Consider the following 24,013-nt stretch of genomic DNA (forward strand, 5'->3'; position numbering starts at 1 on the left):
TGCCACGGACGGCCGAGAGCAGTTTCTTTGCGCAACTTGTCAATGTTGATGCCCGCTAACCCCCAGTGATCGTCCGCCGCGCGAACCGTCGTCGCGGACGCCACTTCCGCCGAAATCAGCCCCACGTTTTCGGTGCGATACCAAGCCGGGCAAGACCGCAACAGGGAAGTTGCACGAATCAAATCTGGCGCTCGCCACTCCGCTCGTTTGTATTCGGCATGGACGTTGCAATACAACACGCTGCCTAAACCACTGTTGCGAAGAAAAACTGTCAAGTTCCGCGCCTGTGTCTTGAACCTGCTCGACGCTCGCGCTGCTTGATCCCCGAGGAGCTTTGTAATGACGTTATTGGGTTGGATGGCGAATCGCCGCACCGCTTGCGTGGGCACGTTGAGCCTGGTGTTGGCCGGAGCGACCGCGGCCGTCGCACAGCAATACTTGCCCCCCCAGCAACCGACGAACACTCAGCCGACCCAATGGGGACCGGCCACGGCCCAGCCGCGCACCGACGCGCGGCGGGGCATTCCGGCCGCCGCGGCGCCTCGCGCCGGGGTGCCCGTCGCCCAGCCCAACTATGCCGTCCAGCCGATTGGCGCCTTTGACCCCAACAACCAGGGGCGTCAGGTGCAGCCGGTCGAGCACCAAGAGCCGGTTCGCACCGCGTCAACCAATGGCGTAGTGCCGGGCGTGTCGGCGGCTCCCGCCCCGGCGACCACGGGCTTGGCCGCCGCGCCGGGTACGTTGGCCACTCCGGCCACGGGTGAAGCCGCCCAGGGAGATCTGGCCGCCAGGTTGCAACCGCTGCCGGGCGAGCACCCGCTGGCCAACGCCATGCGTTGGGCCAGCCAACAGGCGATCGAAATCAACAAGATTCAGGACTACACCGCCACGTTGGTCAAGCGCGAGCGAATTGACGGCACGCTCAACGATCATGAATACATGTTCGTCAAGGTCCGCAACCGGCCCTTCAGCGTCTACCTCTACTTCCTTGGCCCGGCCAAGTTGAAGGGGCAAGAATGCTTGTACATCGCCGGCCAGAACGACGGCAAGCTGTGGGCCCACGCCAACGGCATGCGTCACAAGCTGATCGGCACGGTCTCGCTGCTGCCCACTGGCTCGTTCGCCATGGCCGGCCAGCGCTACCCGATCACCGACTTGGGCATTCTGAAGCTGACCACGCGACTGCTCGAAGTCGGCGAACAGGACATGAAGTTCGCCGAGTGCGAAGTCAAGACGATCGCCGGCGCCAAGATCAACAACCGCGATTGCACCTGCCTGCAGGTGACGCACCCCACGCCGCGCAAGGAGTTCCTCTATCACATCGCCCGCGTGTACATCGACAACGAACTGAATCTGCCGGTTCGGCACGAAGCCTATGAATGGCCCAAGGCCCCCGGCGAACAACCGCCGTTGTGCGAAGAGTACACCTATTTGAACCTGAAGCTGAACAACGGCTTCACCGACGCCGACTTCTCGATCGAGAACCCGAACTACCAGTTCAAATAGCCGTGGCGGACAAGCCAGCGTAAACAAGAGCCGGGGCGTCAGCCCCCGGCTCTTGTTGTGCGCGTTGCCAAGCGGCGACCACGGCCCTCACTCGAACAGCGTCCGCATGATGTTCTTCGAGCCCAGCGTCCGCGGCGTGGTGAACAGCTCGCCGGCGCGATAACCGGCGGCCATTCCAAAGTGCATCGCCGCCGCGCGGACTCGGTCGAAGACGTGAGCCTTGTTGGGCGGAAACTGCGTTTCATAGCAGCGAATCGCGGCCAGCTTCTGGTCCAGCTCTTCGCCAATGTCAGCCACGAAATGCCCGGCCCCGTGCGGCAGTTCCAGCGATTGCAACTGCAGCGTGTAATACAACTGCATCGGCACCGCGTGAACTTCGAGCCCTTCAAAGTGCTCGTCCCACTTTGACAGCCGCGAGTAGAACACGGCCGCGTCGGTGATCTGCATCGCTTGCCAATGGTCGGGCGAGGCGAGCGGTGTCTTTTCGCCAAAGCCCAGCACCAGCTTCGGGCGGTAACGGCGAATCTCTTTGCCCAGCGCGACGCGGGCTTCAAAAGTGTCGAACAGCCGCCGGTTATTCAGATTCAACTGCACGCGCACATGCACGCCCAGCGCAACCCGGGCGCTCTCGGCCTCGGCCAGTCGCACATGCGGCCCCGGCGACAACGGCGTCGGCTCGCCATCGGTCAGGTCGATGATGCCGACGCGGTAGCCCTGCTTGACCAGCCGCGCCAACGTGCCGCCGCAAGCGATCTCGACATCATCCGGATGCGCGCCAACCGCAATCACATCCAAAGACTTGGTGTCAGTCATAGCCTCTCAACGCATTCTTCAACGACAGCTCAAGAGAATCGCCCAATGAATGCACCCGCTAAAAGTACCGCCGCATTGCTCTAGCAACTAGGAACCAGCAACTAGCAACTTCCTCTAGCCCTTCTCCCCCTTCACCACCGACACCAGGAACGTGGGATTCAGCGCCTCGAACCGCACGCGCTCCAGTTGATTCGTGCCGCGGGCCAGGTTGATCATCCAGACATTCACGCGCGGCTGGCGCGCTTGCAACGTGCTGTGAACCGCGGCCAGGCTTTCCAGCGAACCAACGCTGGCCACCAATCGCCCCCCCGCCTTCAAGCGCTGATAAGCCGAATCGACCAACGGGCTGATTTCGCGCCCGCTGCCGCCGACGAAAATCGCGTCCGGGTCGGGCAGGTTCGCCCAAGCCTCGGGCGCGCGCCCCAGAATCGCCACCAAGTTCCCGACCTGAAATCGCTCGGCGTTGGTTTGAATCAGGGCATGGTCCTCGGGGTCCATCTCAATGGCATAGGTCGTGCCCCCCGAGGCGATCTGCGCCGCTTCGATCGCCACCGAGCCGCTGCCGGCGCCGATGTCCCACACGGTGCTCGTCGGCCCCAAGTCCATTTCCGACAGCGCCATACTCCGCACCTCGGCCGGCGTGAGCAGTCCCTTCTTGGGCTTGGACTGCAGGAACGCATCGTCCGGGTTGCCGAACAACCGCTTGCCAATCGAATCGCGCGGCCGGTCGGGCGCATTGGGGCGGCGGACCAGGATCATCACGTTCAACGGCGCGAACTCTTGCTCGATCAGCTCCGCCAACTCGGCGTGCGTCACGCGCTCGTCGGGCGAGCCCAAGTTCTCACAGACATACGCCGAGAAGTAGTCGATTTTCCGGCGTAGCAGTTCCTCGGCCACCGCGCCCGGCGAGTGACGCTCGGTGGTGAACATGCCCGCCTTGGTCGCCACGCGCACCTTGTCGACCACCAGGTCCAACGGCTGGGTGGCCAAGTTGGCCAGGTAGGCGTCCTCCCAACTTTCCTTCACGCGGGCAAAGGCGAGCTGCATGCTGCTGACGTGGGGCACCACCTCGAAGCGATCCTTGCCGAGCCGATCGCACAGATACCGGGCCAGGCCATAGAACAGCGGATCTCCCGACACCAGCACGACCACGCGCGACTCGCGCGGCGCTGACAAGCGCTCGGCCACGCGCTCCAGATCGCTGCCGACGACAAACCGCTGGGCACGCCCGTCCGATACGAGAGCCAGCAGGCTTTCCGGCCCCACCAACAGATCGGACTCGGCCACCAGTTGTCGCGCGGCTCCGGTCAAACCGGCCAGCCCGTCGTCGCCAATGCCGACAATATGAATCTTGTTGCTCACGTACGGAGTTCCTCTCGGTTGACTGCTGGCCCAGTTAGTTGCTGGGGCAATTCTCGGGAGTATGTATCGTCGGCTCACCCAAGCCGGCGGCTCTGCCGCCGACCTCGGTGGCAAAGCCACCGGCTTGGTAGATACGCACGCTACATGGAATCGAGAAGTGCTCTGGCCCAGTTGGCTGCGGGCACGTCCTTGCTGACGCCGATTCTAAGCCGCCGCCGGCGGAAAGAGAACCCGCTGCCCCGTACCGCTTGGCTGGCCTCGGGTTACAACCGGTTGACCGACGCCTTGTTCGCGCTGTCTGGCTGCGGTAAAAACACTTCGAGTCGCTTGCCAGCCGCGCCTCGCTTCGCATCACCCTCGCATAGGACGGCGCCCGTCACCACTCGGCGCCGAAGCTCAGTATGCCCCGCATTCTGGTCATGCCCGCTCACTTTCGCCACGCGCCCGGTCCCTATCGCCAGGTTCTCGAACAGGCCGGCTTTGACATCCGTTGGCTGCCGGTCGATCCGCTCAGCCTGTCGCGCGGGCAATTGATCGAACAACTGCAAGGGATCGACGGCGTGATTGCTGGCGGCGAGATTTACAGCGAAGAGGTCTTCGCCAACACCAAGCTCCGCTGCGTGGCCCGCGCCGGCGTCGGTTACGACGCGGTCGATGTGCCCGCCGCCACGCGCCACGGCGTGCCCGTGGTCATCACGCCCGGCACCAACGAACACTCGGTGGCCGAGCAGGCGTTGGCGATGATCTTTGCCTGCTTCCGCAACGTGGTCGAATTGGACAGGTTGATGCGCGAAGGAACGTGGAAGCGAACGGCGCTGCGCCGACTGGCCGGCAACACCCTGGGCATCGTCGGCCTGGGGCGAATCGGCAAGGCGCTGACCGTGCGCGCTCGGGGCCTGGGGCTGAACGTCGTCGGTTACGACCCGTTCGCCGACCAGAAGTTCTGCGCCGAGAACGGCGTCAAGCTTTGCACGTTCGACGAGTTGCTGGCCCAGTCGGATATCGTCAGTCTGCACATTCCTTGCACGGCCGAGACCACCGACATCATCAACGCCAAGTCGCTGGCCAAGATGAAGCCCGGCTCGGTGCTCATCAACACCTCGCGCGGTGGACTGGTCGACGAGGTCGCGCTGCTGGCGGCTTTGAAGAACGGCCCGATCGCGATGGCCGGGCTCGATGTCTTCAAGGTCGAACCGTTGCCAGCCGACAGCCCGCTGCTCAAACTTCCCAACGTGGTCGTCGCGCCGCACATGGGGGGCATCGATCAAGACGCGCTCGACGCGATGGGAGGTCTGGCGGCGCAATGCCTGGTCGACCTGCACGCCGCCCGCTGGCCCACCGGCTGTGTCGTCAACGAAGAGCTGCACACCGGCTACCGCTGGTAGTTTGTGGCCGCTTTCCTCACACTCTGTCTGCTTGGCGCAGCAGTTTTTGCTCCCCGCGCCGCGACCAAGTAAAATGCGGAGCGCCTGGCGCCGAGCCACCCTATTTACCCCTCTCCCTCGATGGGAGAGGGTGGCGAGCGCAGCGAGCCGGGTGAGGGTGAAAACGTCGCAGGCCAAATTCGCTTCCACTGGCGGACGCCTCTTAGACCGTGAACGTCTTTACCCTCCCCCTGCCCCTCCCTGAAAGGGAGGGGTGTTCGTTTTACTCTTACTCAAACGCGACGACGACACCCCCACCCCACAACGCTCCCACTCCCCTACCTGCTCCCGCCATGCCACTAGCCCGCCCTTTCACGCTTGCCGCGTTGTTGATCGCGGCCGCGCTCACCACGGTCCGTGGTGACGACGGTTTCTCGGTGCCGCCGACGCCGGCCGATAAGGCCCTGGCCACGTTTGAAGTCCACCGCGACATGCAGCTCGAGCTGGTCGCGGCCGAGCCGCTGGTCATGGACCCGGTGGCCATTGACTGGGGACCGGACGGCAAACTGTGGGTCGTCGAGATGGCCGACTATCCCTTGGGCATCGACGGCAAGGGAAAGCCCGGCGGCCGCTTGCGCTACTTGGAAGACAAAGACGGGAACGGCACCTACGAATCGTCGACGTTGTTCCTCGACGGACTTAACTTCCCGACCGGCGTGATGGCCTATCGCCGCGGCGTGCTGGTCACGGCCGCGCCGGAAATCTTCTATGCCGAGGACCGGGACGGCGACGGCCGGGCTGACCATCGCGAGGCGCTCTACGTCGGCTTCGGCGAAGGGAATCAACAGCATCGGGTCAACGGCCTGCGCTGGGGACTCGACAATTGGATCCATTGCGCCAACGGCGACAGCAACGGCGTGATCGAGTCGAAACTCACCGGCCAGAAAGTCGACATCAGCGGCCGCGACTTCCGCATTCGCCCCTGGACCGGCGAGATCGAAACACAAACCGGCCGCAGCCAGTTCGGCCGCGACACCGACGATTGGGGCAACTGGTTCGGCACCAGCAACAGCCGGCCGCTGACCCACTTTGTGATTCCCGACGAATACCTGCGCCGCAATCCTCAGGCGGCTGTCACCCTGACCACGCACGAAGTGCCCGAGATTCCCGGCCCCGCGCCGATCTTTCCGATCAGCAAGACGCTCGAACGTTTCAACGATTACGACCGGGCCAACCGGTTCACCAGCGCGTGCGGCTCGTGCTTTTACCGCGACGATCGGCTCGACGACCCGACCAACGGGCAGCCATCGGCCGAGCATTCCAGCTTTCGCGGCAATGCGTTCATCTGCGAGCCGGTTCACAACCTGGTCCATCGCGAAGTGATCACGCCCAGCGGGGCCACGTTCGTGGGCCGCCGCGCGCCCGAGGAACAGCAGCGCGAGTTCTTGGCCTCGCGCGATCCCTGGTTCCGCCCGGTGATGGCCCGCACCGGCCCGGACGGTGCGCTCTACATCGTCGACATGTACCGATTGGTCATCGAACACCCGCAATGGATTCCCGAGCATTGGCAAAAGCGGCTTGATCTCCGGGCCGGCCACGACCGCGGGCGAATCTATCGCGTCTATCGCCGCGGAGTGAAGCCGCGCACGGTGCCACGAGTGAACAAGTTGGCGACCGCGGAACTGGTGGCGATCTTGGCGTCGTCGAACGGCACGCTTCGCGATATGGCTCAGAAACAATTGGTCACCAATCGCGATTTAATGGCGGTCAAGGGCATTCGCAAATTGCTTGAAGACAATCTTATCGACGGTAGCGCGCTCACGGCCAGCGCTTGCCTAGCTACGCTTGATGGCCTTGGCGCAATCGATTCGGATTTAATTGCCAAAGCCCTCAAAGCGAAGCACGCAGGCATACTTCGATTAGTGATTCGGCTGAGTGAGCCCTTTTACGACCGATCACCACGAATCGTGCAGCAACTTAGCGAACTTCAACCGAAGGATACGCAAGTCGCATTGCAGCAAACGCTAAGCCTTGGCAGCGTGGCTAATAGCGATCAGATTACCAAAGGTCGCATCGCCCCGCTCGCCGTTCAGTATGCAGATGATCCGTTAATCGCTTCGGCCGTCGCCTGCGCGATTCATGGACAGAATGCGACTGCAATACTCGCTGCAATCACGGAAGACGTCATTCTCGACTCCAAAAAATCTGCACCTCCAGAAATCACGTATCGGCTGGGGCTGGCAATTGGTAAGTCAGACAACCGGGAAGACATTTTTAATGCCGCGAAATATGCGACTTACAATATCGTGCCGCCTGGCGAACCCGTGACCAAGTGGCCAAAGTTTTGGCGAGTCTCGTTACTTCGCGGCCTGTTAGATGGTATCGATGCGCGCGGACGGGATTGGGAAAAGTTCTTTGGTGATACCCATTCATTTGAGTATCGACTTTTCGACGGAGGCATCAAAGCGTTTCTCGCGAACGAGATTCGCAAGTTGGTGCAAAACGACGGTGCCGACGTCTCGCTCCGTGCCGAGGCGATTCAACTATTGGGTCGACGACCTGATGACCTTGCCACCGCTCGCATTATTCTGCTGGAACTGCTCGGCTCGCGCCAGCCGGCGGCGATTCAGCAAGCCGCCGCGCGCTCGCTGGCTCGACAAAGCGACGAAAAGTTGGCCGAGGAGTTCTTGAATCGGCTCTCCTCCCTATCGCCGTCCGTCCGCGGGACCATCATCGACAGCCTGCTCAATCGGACCATCTGGACCCAGCGCCTGCTCGATCGGATCGAGGCCGGCACGCTGCCGCCGACCGAGATCGACGCCGCCCGCCGGCAGCGGCTGCTGAAAAGCAAAGACGACGGCATTCGCTCTCGGGCCGAAAAACTCCTCGCCCCCGACAGCAATCGCCAGCAGGTCGTCGATTCGTTCGCCGATGTCGCCACCCTGCCCGGCGACAAAGCCCGCGGGCTCGAAGCCTTCCGCCGCCGCTGTTCGACCTGTCACAAGTGGGGGGACGTCGGCGTGCAGGTGGGGCCCGATTTGCTGGGCATGCGCGATCGGTCGCGGCAGTCGTTGCTGATTGCAATTCTCGATCCCAATCGCGCGGTCGAGACCAAGTACATCGGCTACACCGCCATCACCACGGCCGGCGTGGCCCATGTAGGCATCGTCGAGAACGAAACCGCGTCGAGCATCGTCCTGTTGGGACCCGAGGGGAAGCGCGTCGATCTGTTGCGCGCCGACCTGGACGAGTTCCAGAGCACCAGCAAGTCGATGATGCCCGAGGGGCTGGAAAAGGACCTGGGCAAGCAAGACTTGGCCGATCTGCTGATGCTCTTGTCGACCGAGCCGCTGGCCGTGGCCGCGCCGGCCAAAGCGCCCACGCCAACGCCATTGCCAACCGACGCCGGCGCGACGGATGAAGACGCGAATGAAGAAGACGATGAGGAGCCCGAGTATCGCGCTGGTCTGTCGGCGCGCTATCGCGACAGCGCCGGCACGGAAGTCCGCCGCGTCGACGCCGATGTGCAATTCAACTGGTCCGGCGCCACGCCCGACGAACGCCTGAAAGTCGGTCCGTTCGACGCCACCTGGGAAGGCCGGCTCTTCTGTCTGCCGGGCCGATACCAACTGCGAGTCTTCGCGGCCGGACGCGTGACCGTCACGCTGCAAGGGAAAGAACTCCTCGCCGCCGAGTCGGCCGAGCCGGCCTGGCTCGACGCCCAACCGGTCGACATCCCTTATGGGTTCCATCCGCTGAAGGTCACCTATCGCGCGGCCGGCAAGAACCACGCGCAAGTCGGTCTGTTCTGGAGTGGGCCGCAGTTTCAACTCGAACCGATCACCGACCGCTACTTCTTTCACGACCCCAAGCAATCGCCCGACGTCTCGTTCGAGCAAGGTCGGCAGTTGGTGCGGGCCTTGCGATGCGACGCCTGCCACTCGGCGGCGAACGACCCGGCACCATTGAGCGCGCCGAGCCTGACGCACGTGCGCGGCAACTTGGACGCCGACTGGTTGCAGCGCTGGCTGACGGCCGCGCCGGAACCGGCCAACGCCGGCGACAAGGGAGCGCCGACCGCTACTGGCGACGTGGCAACGGTGGCTGGCGTGCCACGGCGGATGCCTCACTTGAACCTTTCGGCCGACGACGCGAGCGCCATTGCCGCCGTGTTGTACGACGCCTCGGCCGAATCGGCCGCGCCGGCGAAATACGTTCCCGCCGTCCCCGACAAAAAGGTGAAGAAGAAGCCGCGGACCAAACCCGACCCCAAGGAAGGGATGCGGCTGTTCAACACGGTCGGCTGTCTGGCGTGTCACCGCGTCGGCGAGCGCGGCGTGCTGTCGTTGATGGGGGGCGGCGATCTCAGCTCAGTGGCTCGCAAACGCCCCGCCGACTTTTTCGCCCGCTGGCTGCGCGAGCCGGGGCAGGTGAACCCGGCCCATCGGATGCCGGTCTTCGCGCTGAGCGATCTGGAACGGGAAGACCTGCGGCTGTACCTGGAACTGCTGCTTGGCGAGAAGCCAGCGAAGGCTGAACGAGCAAAGGAGCCGAACGACCGCACGGCGCAACTCGCGCGGGGCAAGGAATTGATTGCGTCCAACCGATGCGCGTCGTGCCACGAGTTGCCCAAGGCGCTAGCCGCAGCCGCGCCGGCGCGCATTCCCCTGACGACACAATCGCGTTGGAGCGAAGGCTGCTCGGCGGCCGCCAAGCTGCAACTGGCGCAGCCTCGCTATGCCTTGAACCCAAAGCAGGCTGCGCTGGTGAAAAGCTATCTCAGCGCTCCGCGCCCGGCGGACGAGTCGCCGCACAAGCTCACGGGCGCGACCGTGCTGGCCGAGCGGAACTGTCTGGCTTGCCACGCGCGCGGCAACGCGCCGGGCATTGCCGCCCATTTCGAGGCCCTGACGCGCGACGACCCGGAGTTGGCCACGCTGCTCCCCACGTTTCAACCACCGGCCCTCTCGGGCGTCGGCGACAAGTTGCACGACACGGCCCTGGCCGACGCGATTCTGTTGCGACGCCCGCCGCTGCGACCGTGGCTGGCGATCCGCATGCCCAAGTTCCCCATCAACGACGCCGAGCTGGCCGCGCTGGCCGAGCACCTGATCGCGCACGATCGGATTCCGCAGCTCGCCGTGAAGCCCGACAAGCCCCTCGAACCGGCCGACGTGCTGGCCGCTCGGCGGTTGGTGACGGCCGATGGATTCGGCTGTACCAGTTGTCACAAGATCGGCAACGCCGAGCCGCAGAACGTGGCGCTGAACGCCCACGGGACCGATCTGACGATGCTCGGCGGGCGGATTCGCGAGGCCTGGTACGACCGCTGGGTGCGGAACCCGGCGCGGATTGTCCCGCGGATGGAAATGCCGGCCATCCAGAAACCAGTACACGGGCTGCTGGGTGACAATGTCGACGCGCAACTAGCGGCCGTCTGGAACACGTTGAATACGCCGGGCTTCAACCCGCCGCCGCCCGGGCCGGTGCGCGTGGTTCGCTCGCGCAACGTGCCGGGGGCCGATGCGCAGCCCAGCGTGATTACCGACGTGTTCGAGACGCCGGGCCGCACGTACTTCAAGCCGGTGGTGATCGGCTTGGCCAATCGTCACAACGTGCTGTTCGATTGCGAGAGTGGCAGCCTGGCCGACTGGTGGCTGGGGGACACGGCCTTCCAACGCACCCGCGGCAAAAGCTGGTTCTGGGAACCGGGTGGCGAGTCGCTGCTATCGAAATGGCGCGGTGAGGAACCGCTGTTGCCGGAGATTGAACTTGAGCTGCCCGACGGCAAGCGTGTAGGTCCGATTGCGCGCGGCCAGTGGCAAGCCACGCTTGATGAGTACCGAATCGAAGACAATGGCTTCGTGATGAAGTATCGGCTTTATTTCCCAGAACAAAACGGCAAGATGCCATCGCTGGTCGTCGAGCAAGGATTTCAGCCGATCGGCCATCCTCCTGGCGGCCGAGGCTTTAATCGCGCCATCCAGGTTCAGTTTGAAGGATGGAAAGGAAGAGTTTGGTTTCATCCACTGGGAAACATATCCGTCCAATATGCGGACAATACTCGCGACATACTTGAACCATTCCCAGCGAACGTCACACAACAAGCGGACACGAAGTCGTCTCGAATGCGCATCGAAGCGAAAGGCCTCCGGCAGTGGCTCAAGCGGGTCGATCGAGGCGGCGGGCGACTCACGATGGCTGCTGAGCTGTCACCGTTTGCGACGCTCCATCTGGCGTATCACGTCGCTCTCGTCGCGGACGCATTCCCCAACGAGCCCCCCCAAGCGCCGCCACGCCCTACAGTAAAGCTGAAAGTGACGCCTGGGTTCGATGCAGTGCAATTGCCATTACCGATGGAATACATGCCGACGGGCTTCGCTTGGCGCGGCGATCGCTCGCTGCTGTTTACTTCATTGAAAGGTCAGGTCTGCCAGGCCAACGATTCGGACGACGACGGCTTGGAAGATCAGGTTACTGTTCTGACCGACGGACTCGCAGCCCCGTACGGCCTGGCGCTGCATGAGTCGTTGAGAGCCGGCCCGGCGCTCGACATTATCACCAAGCTAGGGCTCGTTCGCTTTGATCTGATTGGTGGCAAGCGACTGGGTGAAACGTGCAAAGTCGTCGCCGATGGTTGGGGCCATACCGACGACTACCACGACTGGGCCGTCGGCTTGCCGAGCGACAATCAAGGCAACTACCTGGTGGCCCTGCCCTGCCAACAAGACGACCGGAGCGAAGCAGCAGCCAAGTGGCGCGGACAATTGCTACGACTGAAACCGCGAAACCCGTGGAAGAATAATCCGCGATTGTTCGATGTTGAACCCGTCTGCGGCGGGTTGCGGTTCCCGATGGGGCTGGCGGTCAATCAGGCCGGCGATGTCTTTGCCAGCGACAACCAGGGGAACTACAACCCGTTCAACGAGGTGAACCATCTGCGCCCCGGTATGCGCTATGGGTTCATCAACGAGTTGGAGAAACGCGCCGGCTTCACCGCGCCGGAAGAAATGGCGGCCGTCGCCCTGCCTCATCCCTGGACACGCAGCGTCAACGGGCTGTGCTTCCTCGACACTCCGCCGGCCGCGCGCGAGAAGCTGGGAGGCGACGCCTTCGGGCCGTTCGAGGGACATCTGATTGGCACCGAGTTCACCACGCTGCGGCTGATCCGCATGACGCTCGACCGCGTCGGCGACACCTACCAAGGGGCCGCCTATCCGTTCAGCGTCGTCCCGCCCCAGAACGAACCGACATTCGAGGGGCCGATCGTGGCGGCGGTTTCGCCGGCCGGGGATCTGTACGTGGGCAATCTGCGCGACAGCGGCTGGGGAGGCGGGCAGAACACCGGCTCGATCGTCCGCCTGCGTCCGCAGCTCGACAAGATACCGCTCGGCATTCGCCACGCCCGGGCCGTGGCCGACGGCTTTGAATTGGAGTTCACCGGCGAGATCGACGCCGCTCGGGCCGGCCGGCGCGAAGTTTATGCCGTCTCGTCGTACCGGCGCGTGTCGACGCCGGCCTATGGAGGCGAGAACATCGACGAGCGAACCGAACGTGTCAGTGCCGTCAAGGTTTCGGACGATCGGCGGCGGGTCCATCTGCGGGTCGATCACCTGCGGGCCGGGCACGTCTATGAATTGCGCGTCGGCGCCGTCGGGGCGACCGACGAGCCGCTGTTTCCGGCCGAGGCGATTTACACCCTGCGGGTGATTCCCGGCGGGAAATGAATTGGGGTGAGAAGGTCTAGCCCCCGAGTGTCAATTTCCCGGGTGGCACCGATGGCCCGACCATCGGTGTCGCGCAGCGACAAGAAACTTGTTGAGTCACGCATTCACCGTGAAAGAAGTTGCCACGTTCGCTAAGCGGCGCTCATCGAGTTTCTTGCGGCCTGCGGCCGCCCAGGTGCGAGCACCTGGGCCACCCTTGGTTTGGCACGCCCGCGCAGTTGAATTCCCTTGGCCGGCAACGTCTTTACCCTCCCCCCTGCCCCTCCCTGACAGGGAGGGGTGTTTGTCTTCACTTGCGCATGACGGAATCTGCGAGTACGGCGACCGGCTGGTCAACGCCCGGCAATTCGCTACGATATTCGCAGCACCCCCAAGGAGGACTTTCGAGCATGAGTACCCAACCGATGACCGATTGGCAGGAGCGCAAGACGGCGATCCGCGAACAGGCCCACGAGGCCCGCCGCGCTCAGGAGAACAAAGACGAACTCAGCCAGGTGATCTGCGAGAAGTTCGCCGCGCTGCCGGCCTTTGCCGCGGCGAAGACTGTGATGTTCTATGTCGACGTGCGTGCCGAGGTGCGGACGCGGCACTTCCTGCCCCACTCGTTGACGTTGGGCAAGAAGATCGTCGTTCCCTGGTGCAACGCCGACGGGGAACTCGAGCTGTTCCATCTGCAAAACATGGATGAGCTGTCGATCGGCATGTACAAGATTCTCGAGCCGCGTGAGGACTTGCGACTGCTGCCCGAGAAGCAAGTCCCGGTCGAAGAGCTGGACCTGGTGATGGTGCCCGGCGTGGCCTTCGACCGAACCGGCGCGCGGATGGGGCACGGCAAGGGTTACTACGACAAGCTGCTGGAACACGCCCGGGCCGACACGCCGCTGGTGGCGCTGGCGTTCGAGTGCCAGATGTTCCCCGAGATTCCGGTCCAGGATCATGACGTGTTCATGGACCTGATCGTGACCGAGACGGCGGTGTACCCCGGCCGCGGCCGGCAAGGTTAGCGCAACGCGGTTGCTTCGACGTAGGGTGTTCGGTGAGCACCATTTTTCGGCTTGTGTCGTGTAACGGCCAAGGATTGCTCGACCGATCGGATTCACCGTTCGACATTTGCACACTTCAGGTATCGCAGCATGGCAGCCGAGGTCGACGATACTTACGCCGAAGCGTTTCGCAGCATCCATGCCGAGGTACTCGTCACGGCTCGCGACCGGCGCTGGCTGGACCAGGCGGTGCAAGCCGCCACCGGCAACGCCTCGAGCACGATTCTGTGCGATTGCGAGGCGGGGCTCGATCGCTATGTCGGCCCCGGCGGCGACGAATCATTCGCCACGCCCGACGGCCGCCCGGGGGCGATCCTGCAATTTCACGTCCCCCGGTTTCGCGGCGATCGCGTGACGGCGCTGGAACGAAGCCTGTTGGTGCGACTGAGCCAGAATGTGCTCACCTGTCCGACGACGGCCTGCTTCAACTTGCTGGACACCGAGGCCTATTACAAGCTGGGACGCAAAATCTCGTTCTTCGGCGACGGCTTTCAGTTCCGCGACGAGCGGTTCGGTCGCCGCGTCTGGGTGATTCCGATCCTGTCGGGCGAGTTCGTCATCGATCGCCGCTTTGGCTACCGCGACGGTTTGATGGGGGGCAACCTCTGGTTTATGGGCGACTCGCTCGACGCGGCCCTCGAAGCGGCCGAGCGGGCGCTGCCGGCCGTTCAGGCATCGCCCGGCGTGATCATGCCCTTTCCCGGCGGCGTGGCCTCGAGCGGCAGCAAGGCGGGAAGCCGGTACAAGTTTTCGATCGCCAGCACCTTCGAGCAGTTCTGCCCCACGCTGCGCGAGCAGTTGGGCGGCGAAAGTCGCTTGCCCGACGGTGTGCAGTCGATCATGGAGATCATCATCAACGGCCGCGACCTGGCCGCGATCGCCGCCGCGACCCAGGCCGCCATTGCCGCCAGCGTCGACACGCCGGGCCTGTTGCGGATTTCGGCCGGCAACTACAACGGCCGGCTTGGCAAAAGCTTTATCTACTTGCACCGTGAACGCCAGCCCGCCTGATCCGCGCTTCGCGCCCTTGGACGTTGCCCGCTTGCGTGTGCAGTATCCTGCGCTGCCGATCGAACATCGCGCCAGCGTCGGCAGCACCAATGATCTGGCTCGCGAACTCGCGGCCGCTGGCACAGGCGCTCCGCTGTTGGTGCTGGCCGAACAGCAGACCGCCGGTCGCGGCCGCGGCAGCAATCGCTGGTGGACCGGCGCTGGCAGCCTGGCGCTGAGCTATCTGCTTGATCCAGCGACCTATGGCATTGCGCGACGCTATAGCGCGATGATGCCCCTGGCCGCGGCCAACGCCATCATCGACATCGTCGCGCGGCGGGCCGAACAGTTGCCCGTCGGGTTGCACTGGCCGAACGATGTCTACGTCGGCCCGCGCAAGCTGGCGGGCATTCTCGTCGAAGGGCTGGCCGACGGCCGGCAGATCGTCGGCATCGGGTTGAACGTCAACAACCGCTTCGACGACGCCCCGGCTGAGTTGCAGACGTTGGTGGCCACGCTGGCCGATCTGACCGGCGCGCCGGTCGATCGAACCGAACTGCTGGCCGAGTTGCTCGCGGCGCTCGAGGCCAACTGGCGGCAACTTGGCGCCCAGCCCGAGGCGCTGGGCCGCGCGAGCAACGGCCGCTGCCTGCAAGTTGGCGAGATTCTCACCGTGCGGGCCGGCGAGTCGACCGTCACCGGAACTTGCCTGGGCATCGCCGACGACGGGGCCTTGCTGCTCGAAACCGCCACCGGCCGCGAAGCGCTCTACTCCGGCGTGCTGGTAAAAGATTGAATCAGCGGAGATTTCACGACAACTAGCGCAACGCCGCGACGCAGACTTCGTGACGGTTGTGTTGCAACTGCCGGGCTCGCACCTCGGTAAAGCCCCAGCGGCGAATGCGTTCCAACTGAGCCGGCAGATCGGCGGCCATTTCCCACTGGGCCAGCTTCAGCGTCAGCAGCAAGCCGCGGATGTTCACGTTCTGGTACGTGACGATCGACTCGACCGTGTCGAGCGTGACTTGCGGCGTGACGTTCATATCGGCCGTCAGCCAGCGGACACCGGCGAAGTCGCGCTTGCGGACGTCGGCGCCGCGCATTTGCCAGTGGGTGAAATGCTTGTCGTTCAAGACGCGCTCGTGCGGCTTGGCCGGGTCGACGCCGATCACCTGCAGGCCGCGCGCCAGGAGCGCCTGGCACGCGCCGCCCGGCGAGCAGCCCAGCTCGGCCACGACGTCGCCGGCGCGAACCGGCAATTGGGACCAGCGCAGTCCTTCTTCCATCTTGAGCCACGCCCGGCTGACGGCGTCGGCTGGCAGCTTCAAGTCGCCCAACCCACCGGGCCAGCGCGAGGTGCCGCTGCGCGTGACGTGATAACCGACGAAGGCTTCGTGCCGGTCGACCAGGATCACATCCAGCACTCGCTGCGACGAAGGCGTGGGCCACACGGCCGGCGGCAGAGGCTGGGAAGCCGCGGCGCGCAAGGCCGCCTCGGCCGCGCGCGAATCTTCGGTCAGCCCTGGCTCGAAATCGTGATCGCCGACGGCGTATTGATCGCGCGGCCAGACGTGCAGCGCGCCATAAGCGGCATCGCCGGCCAAACGCCACACCGCGGCAATGCGGGCCGCTTCGTCGGCGTCGCTCACCCGGCCGAGCGAAAAGCCATAGGCTCGGGCAAAGACCGAATCGAGGTCAAAGTCGTCGGCCAGACCATGCCCCGCCGGCAACTTGAAGGTGAGAAAGCCGGGACGCGAATAGGCGAAGCGGAACTCGGGCCAGCGGCGGGCGAGTTCCTGCTTGACAGTCGCCTCGGCGCCAACCTGGCAGGTAATGAAAAGAAATGTCGGTTCAGGCATGTGGGCAATCAGTTTGAAAGCGGGGAGTGAGCGACGTGATCTTAACCGTTCTCCCCCGAGGAAAAAGGTTTTGCGCCGTGTTTAGGGCCGCTTCAGGCTGGCGAAGGCTTCGAGTGCCCGGTCGATCTGGGCTTCGGTGTGCGCGGCGGACATTTGCACGCGCAGCCGGGCTTTCCTCTCGGGCACGACCGGAAAGCCGAAGCCAATCACGAACACGCCCCGCTTGAGCAATTGTTCGGACAAGCGGATCGCCTCGGCTGTTTCGCCGATGATGATCGGCAAGATGGCCGTCGGTGATTCGAGCACGTCGTAGCCCAGGCTGCGCAGGCCGCCGCGCATGCGGGCCACGTTCGCGCGCAGGCGCGCCAGCCGGGTGGGTTCGCGCTCCAATATCTCGATCGCCTTGAGCGCGCTCGACGCGACGCTCGGCGGTAGCGCGTTCGAGAACAGTTGCGGCCGGCTCCGCTGTATCAGGTATTCGATCAACTCGCGCGGACCCGCCACATAGCCTCCGGCCGCGCCGCCGAGCGCCTTGCCCAACGTGCCGGTGAAGATGTCGACTCCCTCGGGGGCCGCGCCGGGCAGCATGAAATGCTCGTGCGTCCCGCGGCCGTACGCCCCCAGCACGCCGACCGCGTGCGAATCGTCAACGACCAGCGTGGCACCGTGCCGCCGGCACAACGCGACCAGCTCGTCCAACGGCGCAACGTCCCCCTCCATGCTGAAGACGCCGTCAGTCACCACCAGCTTGACCGGCGCGGCGGCCACGCTGGCCAGTTTAGCGGCCAGATCAGCCAGGTCGGCGTGCTTGTAGACAAGTCGCGTGGTTTGCTTGGGGGCGAGACGGCCAGCGTCGATGATGCTGGCGTGGTTCAGCTCGTCGGAAAGAATCGTGTCGCCAGCTTCGACCACGGTGGGAATGACGCCGGCATTGGCGTTCCAACAACTGACAAAGGTCAACGCCGCCTCGGTCCCCAGGAAGCGGGCGATGCGATCTTCGAGCTGCCGATGGCATTCCATCGTGCCGCAGATGAACCGGACGCTGGCCGTGCCGGCCCCGTAGCGCCGCAGCCCTTCTTGGCCGGCTTCGATCACCTCGGGATGCGAGGCGAGCCCCAGGTAGTCGTTCGAGCAAAAGACGAGCACCTCGCCGACTCCTTCGATCTTGACCGAAGGGCCCATCGGCGAGGCCAGGTATTTCAGGTGCTTGTACGTGCCGGCCGCGCGGAGCGAAGCAAGCGTCGAGTTGAGGCGTTGGGAGAGGGGCATATAAGAGGGGCTAGAGATTAGAGGCTAGGGACTAGTGGGTGTCAGTTGTCAGTTGTAAATAAGCAACTGGTGATGGTCCATCTTCACACGCTTCGAACCCGAGTGCGACTGACAACGGACAACTGACTACTGACCAACTACCAATTCAAAACCACTTTGCCCGATTGGCCGGAGCGCATCACGGCGAAGCCTTCTTCGAACCGGTCGATGGGCAGGCGGTGCGTGATCACGGGGGCAATTTCGAGGCCGCTTTGTAGCATGGTGCTCATCTTGTACCAGGTTTCAAACATCTCGCGGCCGTAGATGCCCTTGAGGTGCAAGCCCTTGAAGATCACCTGGCTCCAGTCGATGGCGACTTGCTCGGCAAAGATGCCCAGCATGGCAATTCGCCCGCCGTGGTTCATCGTCTCGAGCATCGATTGAAACGCCAGCGAGTTGCCCGACATTTCCAGGCCGACATCGAAGCCTTCGGTCATTCCCAGCTCCGTCATCACTTCGGCCAAGGTGGTTTGCCGGGCGTTCACGGCGCGCGTGACGCCAATCTTCTCGGCCAGCCGCAAGCGGTAATCGTTGACGTCGGTAATCACGACGAAACGCGCCCCCACGTGCCGCGCCACGGCGGCGGCCATAATGCCGATCGGCCCCGCGCCGGTGATCAATACGTCTTCGCCGATCAGATCGAACGACAAGGCCGTGTGAACCGCATTGCCGTAGGGATCGAAGATCGCCGCCAGCTCATCCGGAATGTCGGTGGGCAGCTTGAACACGTTGCTCGATGGGACCGAGATGAACTCGGCAAAGCTGCCGGGACGGTTGACGCCGATGCCTTTTGTCTTGCGACATAAGTGGCGACGCCCGGCGCGGCAATTGCGACAGTGACCGCAGGTGATGTGCCCTTCGGCGGTCACGCGGTCCCCCGGCGCGTAATCGACGACGTCGGCGCCGACCCGCTCGACCACGCCCATGAATTCGTGTCCGACGACCATCGGGACCGGAATCGTCTTTTGCGCCCACTCGTCCCAGTTGTAAATGTGGACGTCGGTGCCACAGATGGCCGACTTTTGCACGCGGATCAGGACGTCGCTCGCGCCGATGGTCGGCATGGGAACATCTTCCATCCACAATCCTTGGGCGCGTTCTCGTTTGACCAGCGCTTTCACGGTTTGCCTTTCCCCGTTTGTTTGGGCGCCGCCAGCAGCGTGCTGAGCTGGGGGCGCGATTCGACATAGCGGCGATGTACGTCCAGGTGAACCTCGCGTACCAGCGCGTCGGCGTCGGCCGGCGCCATGAACCGCGACGAATACCCGGGCAAGTGCGGGTCGATCGTCAATCGCGCCGCCGCGACAAAGTGGGCGATCAGGTCGCTCGGGTCTTCCAGTCCCACCGCCAGACGAATCGTCGTCGGCGCGATGCCCGCTTCGGCCAACTGGTCTTCGTGCAGCTCGCTGTGCGTGGTCAGGGCCGGGCAACTGACGATGGTGTTTGTCTGGCCCAGGCTGATCATATGGTCGAACGTCGGCGCCAGACTGTCGAAGAACCGCTCGAAGGCGTCGCGCGGCACGCCGGGCATGTCAATCGTGAATAGCGGTGGCGCGAGCCCCAGGTAGGCCAGCTCGCGGGTCAGCGCGGCGTTGTCGCTGTCGGGCAATGCCCCGCAGTGGACGTTGATGTCGGGGTGCGAGGCCATGAATCGCGCGAGGATTTGCGTGTTGATGCACTTGGCCAACATTCGCACATCGAGCGTCCGCATTCCTTGCAGCACTTCGAATGCCGCGTCGGCATTCAGGAACGCCCCCTTCACATAGTAGACGTTCCAGAACATAGTCTGGTCCCACGACGTGCCACCGGCCGATTCCCCCTTGGGAATGAACATATCGGCGTTGCGGCCAATGACCACGCCGGCGATCACCGAACCGCCGCCGGAGAGGTCCTTGGTATAGCTGTGGACGACAAAGTCGGGGCGCTCGTCGGCGTTGTCACGCACCAAGGGCCGCACCAGCCAAGGGGTGCCGACCGTGGCGTCGAGCATCACGCGCATGCCCCGCGCGTGGGCCGCGCGGCTAATCCCCGGCACGTCCAGCAAGTAGCCGTGCGGATTGCACGGCGACTCGAGATAGACGTACATCTTGCGCCCTGCGGCCAGTCGGTCGGCGAACCGCCGTGCCGCGCGCTCGCAGGCGGCCTCGAAGCTGGCGGCGTCAAAGCCGTCGAAGGTTTCGACGCCAATGGCCAAATTGCCCGGCTTGGCGTACCAGTCGTGAATCAGTTGATGAGCGCCGCCGTACAAGTGCCTGCTGGTTACCAATACATCGTCACGTCCCAGTAGGTGCGCCAACACCGCGTCGATCGCCGCCATGCCACTGTTGAAGTTCCACGCCAGGTACTCGCCCGCGTATGGGCCGGCTTCAACGTCGACAATATGATTGGCCAGCGAGATCGAGGTGGGGTTCAAGAGCCGCGAATAGATTTCCAGCAGCAACTCTTTTCCCTGGAACGCGTCCTCGATCCATTCGGCGCAGGCGTAGATATAGGTCGCCGTCCGCGCGATCACCGGATTGGCCGCGAAGATGGCCGTCACGTTATCGAAAACGGCGTACGGCCCCTTGGCCGACAACGTCGATTGGGCGTAGCCTAGGTTCTGGTAGCTGCGCCGCGTGGGGTTCTGCAAGTTGTCAAGCAGCTTGGCCAGTTGATAGGCTAGGAACTTCTTGGCGTTGAACAGCGCGATCAGATCGCTGCGCGGCAAGCCTTGCATGCCCGCCAAGGCCGATTGCCAGAGGGCGTCGACATCGTGCTGACATTCATACAAGCGCGTGGCCAGTGCCGCGACCGAGCGTCCAAAGTCGCTGGTGCCTTCGACGCCAAAGTGGGCCATCTGCTCGGCCACCAGCGCGTCGAGGTCGGCGGCCGCGCTGGTCTTGCGTCGCGGCGACAATCGCCGCATGGCCGCCAGCGATGCATTTGGCCCAGGTTGCTTTGCCATATTCTGCTTCGTCCGTGGTCAGAGAAAAGTTCGTCCTTGTTGCGTCGTGTCGTAACCCCTGGGGCTGGCCATCAGCCCTGCCAGCGTGCAATCTGGCCGCTGCGCAGCGAGCGGTTGGCCAGATGGGCGGCATTGGCGGCCGTCACGCCCACTTCGGCCGGGCAGCGCGGCGTCTGGCGCGAGCGCACGCACTCGACCCAGTTGCCGACATGCAACAGTTCGCCATCGGGCTGGCTGAAAAAATCGCTGCCGCGCGGCTCGGGGGCAATGACCAATTCGCTCGCCTTCTGCTGGCTCTTGGGCTCGGGATGGAACTCCATCCGGCCCCGGTCCATGTACAGGGTTCCTTCCGAGCCCATGATCTCGATCATGGCTTTGTTGTGCTGATTGCAAAAGGTTCCTTCGAAGTAAGCCTGCACCTTGCGGTCGGGGTAGCTCATCAGCGTCTGCACGGTGTCGGGAGTTTCCCAGACGCCGGCGGTGGTGAACTGGTCGCCGATTGACGCCGCCGTGGCCGGCGCGCCAAGGTCGAGCAGCCAGTTGGCGATGTCGATCTGGTGGACCATCAGATCGGTGAAGATGCCGCCGCCAAACGTCCAGAACCATCGCCAGTTGCGGAACTTGTATTCATCAAAGGGAATGTGCCGCGTCGTCGGCACCGGGGCCAAAAAGGCTTCCCAGTCGACCGTCTTGGGATCGATGTTCAGCTTGGTGATCTTGTGGCGCGGCTGGTTCCGGTTCCACGTCATGTGGACTTTGTGAATGTCGCCGAGCGCTCCGGCCTTGACCAACTCGAGACCTTTTTGATACTGCGGCATGCTCCGCTGCTGCGTGCCGACCTGGACGATGCGCTTGTGATGGTTCTGGGCGTCGATGACCGCTTGACCTTCGGACGGTTCATGCGTCAGTGGCTTTTCGACGTAGACGTCCTTGCCAGCTTGGCAGGCGGCAATGGTCAGGGGCACGTGCTGATGATCGGGCGCGCCGATAATCACCGCGTCAATATCCTGGCGGTCCAACACCCGGCGGAAGTCCTTCACCGCGACCGCCTTCTCGTCGGCCAGGTTCTTGCCCAGTTCCAGGTTCGTGTCCCAAATGTCGCACACCGCCGCCAGCCGAACGCCCTGAATCTTGGCCGCAGCCTTCATCAACTGACGACAACGGCCGCCGGTGCCAATGGCCGCGACGTTCAGCGTCTCGTTCGCCATATACCCCCGCGCCGTGGCGGTGTAGCCCGAGATCACGGCAGCCGACATCGCGGCGGCGGCTTCCTGGAGAAACTGGCGACGATCGGTACCGGCGGGCATGGATATTATTCCTGGCGTGAGTGACAGGGGGCGGTTGTGGCGAAAGGAGCAATTCTTATCGTGCGCGCCGAGGCGAACGGTTGCAACTGTTTCCGACGTTTTGGCGACGAAACCACGGCATTGGCAACATCTGCCAGTGTGACCAACGCTTGACACACCGCCGCGCGCGCCGCGACAATCGGGCCGGTCGCTCACGCCCGTCAGCGTCGTATTCCGTTAGCGCCGTGGTCTCGGTCTTCCCGCTCGACTCTCCGCCCCACTGGTTTCTCGCTCATGGTCCGTACTTCGACCGATCGGCTGGCTGAAGCCAAGCGGCACGCGCGGCAAGTGGTCAAGCTGTTGGACCGCTACTATCCGGCGGTCGAGTGCGCGCTCGAACACGATAACCCGCTGCAGTTGTTGATCAGCACGATCCTCTCGGCCCAATGCACCGACGCGCGGGTCAATATGGTCACGCCGGCGCTGTTTCGGCGCTACCCGACTGCGGCCGATTTCGCCCAGGCCAAGCTGCCCGAGTTGGAAACGCTGATCCACAGCACGGGCTTTTATCGCAACAAGGCCAAGAACATCGTCGCCTGCTGCCAGCAATTAGTCGCCCAGCACGGTGGCCAGGTGCCCGACACGCTGGAAGAGCTGGTCAAGCTGCCCGGCGTGGGTCGCAAGACGGGCAATGTGGTGCTGGGCGTGGCGTTCCACAAGGCGGTCGGCGTGGTCGTCGACACGCACGTCACGCGGCTGAGCCATCGACTGGGCCTGTCGCGCGCGAACACGGCCGAGAAAATCGAACAAGATCTGATGGCCATTGTGCCGCGCGAGGCGTGGATTGCCCTGAGCCATCAGTTGATCCATCACGGCCGGCAGATTTGCCAGGCTCGCAAGCCCGACTGTGATCATTGTCCGTTCGCCGAGATTTGTCCGCGCATTGGGGTCAAGACGCCGGGTAAGAAGGCGGCAAAGCCGGCTAAGGCGCCGCGCCGCGCGCGGGCCAAGGCGTCGTGAGTATTGTCAGGCAGACGAGCGTTACGTTTCTAGCTGTGTTACGGAAAAACGAGTAACGGAAAGCGGTCCATGATTCTTTCTGGCCATGAAATTCGCCGGCAGCTAGGGACGAATATCAAGATCGAGCCGTTCGTAGAGAGCCGGCTCAATCCGAACAGCTATAACCTGACACTGCACAACGAGCTGTTGGTGTACGAGGAGCTGACGCTCGACATGCGGCGGGCCAACCGCGTGCGGCGGCTCAGCATTCCGCCCGAGGGGCTGGAACTCGATCCCAATCGGCTGTACCTGGCGCGGACTGTCGAACGGACCGAGACGCACGGCTATGTGCCGATGATCGAGGGACGCTCGTCGATCGGCCGGTTGGGGCTGTTTGTCCACGTGACGGCGGGCTTTGGCGACGTGGGCTTCTGCGGCTTCTGGACGCTCGAGATGTTCGCCGTGCAAAAGGTGCGCGTCTACGCCGGCGTGGCGATCTGTCAGATCTTCTATCACCAGATCGAAGGGGACTACGCCGAATACGTCAGCGATAAGTACCAGAACAACCACGACATCCAGCCGAGCATGTTGTTCAAGGAACTGAATCCGAACCAGCCGGAGGATGCTCAGATGAGATTCGGCTTCGGCATCGAACGCCGGATCGAGTGAGTCTTGCCGTGGCCGTGGGTATCGACCACGGAGAGGATTAACCACGGAGACACAGAGGGCACGGAGGAAGACACGGAGCGATTCGGAGTGATGGATATGGGGCGTGGCGCGCGGGCCTGTGGCCCTGCGGCTAAACGGGGGAA

At 63.7% G+C, this 24,013-nt stretch carries 15 protein-coding genes; 8 read left to right on the top strand and 7 right to left on the bottom strand.

The features are described from left to right. Positions 1–339: 339 nt before the first annotated feature. Positions 340–1,506, top strand: coding sequence for a DUF1571 domain-containing protein (locus JSS27_16075; protein ID MBS0210461.1), 1,167 nt, complete (start codon positions 340–342; stop codon positions 1,504–1,506). 87 nt (positions 1,507–1,593) lie between these two features. Here JSS27_16075 and JSS27_16080 read toward each other — a convergent pair whose 3' ends face one another. Both JSS27_16080 and cbiE read right to left on the bottom strand, forming a co-directional pair. After that, positions 1,594–2,319: a PIG-L family deacetylase gene (locus JSS27_16080; protein ID MBS0210462.1), complete on the bottom strand. Its 726-nt coding sequence runs from the start codon at positions 2,317–2,319 to the stop codon at positions 1,594–1,596. Between the two features lie 114 nt (positions 2,320–2,433). Next, positions 2,434–3,681: a precorrin-6y C5,15-methyltransferase (decarboxylating) subunit CbiE gene (gene cbiE / locus JSS27_16085; GenBank protein ID MBS0210463.1), complete on the bottom strand. Its 1,248-nt coding sequence runs from the start codon at positions 3,679–3,681 to the stop codon at positions 2,434–2,436. A gap of 401 nt (positions 3,682–4,082) precedes the next feature. On the opposite strand from cbiE, the gene JSS27_16090 reads away from it, so the two are divergent. The 5 genes from JSS27_16090 to JSS27_16110 all read left to right on the top strand — a co-directional run bounded on the left by JSS27_16090 (position 4,083) and on the right by JSS27_16110 (position 15,601). Continuing rightward, on the top strand, positions 4,083–5,066 hold the full coding sequence (locus JSS27_16090) for a phosphoglycerate dehydrogenase (protein ID MBS0210464.1): 984 nt from the start codon (positions 4,083–4,085) through the stop codon (positions 5,064–5,066). Positions 5,067–5,398: 332 nt separating this feature from the next. Then, the gene (locus JSS27_16095) at positions 5,399–12,772 is read left to right on the top strand and encodes a hypothetical protein (GenBank protein MBS0210465.1); all 7,374 of its coding nucleotides are present in this window, start codon (positions 5,399–5,401) and stop codon (positions 12,770–12,772) included. 404 nt (positions 12,773–13,176) lie between these two features. Further along, positions 13,177–13,776, top strand: a complete 600-nt coding sequence (locus tag JSS27_16100; protein ID MBS0210466.1) for a 5-formyltetrahydrofolate cyclo-ligase — start codon at positions 13,177–13,179, stop codon at positions 13,774–13,776. A 129-nt stretch (positions 13,777–13,905) separates the two neighbouring features. After that, positions 13,906–14,826, top strand: coding sequence for a formylmethanofuran--tetrahydromethanopterin N-formyltransferase (gene fhcD / locus JSS27_16105; protein ID MBS0210467.1), 921 nt, complete (start codon positions 13,906–13,908; stop codon positions 14,824–14,826). After that, positions 14,807–15,601 carry a biotin--[acetyl-CoA-carboxylase] ligase gene (locus JSS27_16110; GenBank protein MBS0210468.1) on the top strand — a complete coding sequence of 265 codons (795 nt, stop codon included), beginning with the start codon at positions 14,807–14,809 and terminating at the stop codon, positions 15,599–15,601. Before fhcD ends, JSS27_16110 begins: the two co-directional genes overlap by 20 nt. Before the next feature lie 22 nt (positions 15,602–15,623). Here the strand turns inward: JSS27_16110 and JSS27_16115 are convergent, their stop codons facing one another. The 5 genes from JSS27_16115 to JSS27_16135 form a co-directional block, all read right to left on the bottom strand. Beyond that, positions 15,624–16,664 (bottom strand): hypothetical protein, encoded by a 1,041-nt coding sequence (locus JSS27_16115; protein MBS0210469.1) that lies wholly within the window; start codon positions 16,662–16,664, stop codon positions 15,624–15,626. An 81-nt stretch (positions 16,665–16,745) separates the two neighbouring features. Continuing rightward, entirely contained in the window at positions 16,746–17,933 is a 1,188-nt protein-coding gene (locus tag JSS27_16120; GenBank protein ID MBS0210470.1) for a glycine C-acetyltransferase, read from the bottom strand. A 137-nt stretch (positions 17,934–18,070) separates the two neighbouring features. Further along, a complete protein-coding gene (gene tdh, locus JSS27_16125) occupies positions 18,071–19,093 on the bottom strand; it encodes an L-threonine 3-dehydrogenase (GenBank protein MBS0210471.1) in 1,023 nt (340 codons plus the stop codon). Beyond that, entirely contained in the window at positions 19,090–20,877 is a 1,788-nt protein-coding gene (locus JSS27_16130; protein MBS0210472.1) for a PLP-dependent transferase, read from the bottom strand. Before JSS27_16130 ends, tdh begins: the two co-directional genes overlap by 4 nt. Before the next feature lie 110 nt (positions 20,878–20,987). Beyond that, positions 20,988–22,223 carry a Gfo/Idh/MocA family oxidoreductase gene (locus JSS27_16135; protein MBS0210473.1) on the bottom strand — a complete coding sequence of 412 codons (1,236 nt, stop codon included), beginning with the start codon at positions 22,221–22,223 and terminating at the stop codon, positions 20,988–20,990. A 273-nt stretch (positions 22,224–22,496) separates the two neighbouring features. Between JSS27_16135 and nth the strand changes: the two genes are divergently transcribed. Next, positions 22,497–23,222: an endonuclease III gene (gene nth, locus JSS27_16140; protein MBS0210474.1), complete on the top strand. Its 726-nt coding sequence runs from the start codon at positions 22,497–22,499 to the stop codon at positions 23,220–23,222. A gap of 69 nt (positions 23,223–23,291) precedes the next feature. Next, the gene (locus JSS27_16145) at positions 23,292–23,870 is read left to right on the top strand and encodes a dCTP deaminase (protein ID MBS0210475.1); all 579 of its coding nucleotides are present in this window, start codon (positions 23,292–23,294) and stop codon (positions 23,868–23,870) included. Positions 23,871–24,013: the final 143 nt, after the last annotated feature.

Source organism: Planctomycetota bacterium, from assembly GCA_018242585.1.
Classification (GTDB): Bacteria; Planctomycetota; Planctomycetia; order Pirellulales; family PNKZ01; genus JAFEBQ01.

What these genes read in the sequence shown, in the direction of transcription:
- JSS27_16075 (MBS0210461.1), top strand. Translation starts at nt 340, where the DNA reads ATGACGTTATTGGGTTGGATGGCGAATCGCCGCACCGCTTGCGTGGGC.
- JSS27_16080 (MBS0210462.1), bottom strand. Translation starts at nt 2,319, where the DNA reads ATGACTGACACCAAGTCTTTGGATGTGATTGCGGTTGGCGCGCATCCG.
- JSS27_16090 (MBS0210464.1), top strand. Translation starts at nt 4,083, where the DNA reads ATGCCCCGCATTCTGGTCATGCCCGCTCACTTTCGCCACGCGCCCGGT.
- JSS27_16095 (MBS0210465.1), top strand. Translation starts at nt 5,399, where the DNA reads ATGCCACTAGCCCGCCCTTTCACGCTTGCCGCGTTGTTGATCGCGGCC.
- JSS27_16100 (MBS0210466.1), top strand. Translation starts at nt 13,177, where the DNA reads ATGACCGATTGGCAGGAGCGCAAGACGGCGATCCGCGAACAGGCCCAC.
- fhcD (MBS0210467.1), top strand. Translation starts at nt 13,906, where the DNA reads ATGGCAGCCGAGGTCGACGATACTTACGCCGAAGCGTTTCGCAGCATC.
- JSS27_16115 (MBS0210469.1), bottom strand. Translation starts at nt 16,664, where the DNA reads ATGCCTGAACCGACATTTCTTTTCATTACCTGCCAGGTTGGCGCCGAG.
- JSS27_16120 (MBS0210470.1), bottom strand. Translation starts at nt 17,933, where the DNA reads ATGCCCCTCTCCCAACGCCTCAACTCGACGCTTGCTTCGCTCCGCGCG.
- JSS27_16130 (MBS0210472.1), bottom strand. Translation starts at nt 20,877, where the DNA reads ATGCGGCGATTGTCGCCGCGACGCAAGACCAGCGCGGCCGCCGACCTC.
- JSS27_16135 (MBS0210473.1), bottom strand. Translation starts at nt 22,223, where the DNA reads ATGCCCGCCGGTACCGATCGTCGCCAGTTTCTCCAGGAAGCCGCCGCC.
- nth (MBS0210474.1), top strand. Translation starts at nt 22,497, where the DNA reads ATGGTCCGTACTTCGACCGATCGGCTGGCTGAAGCCAAGCGGCACGCG.
- JSS27_16145 (MBS0210475.1), top strand. Translation starts at nt 23,292, where the DNA reads ATGATTCTTTCTGGCCATGAAATTCGCCGGCAGCTAGGGACGAATATC.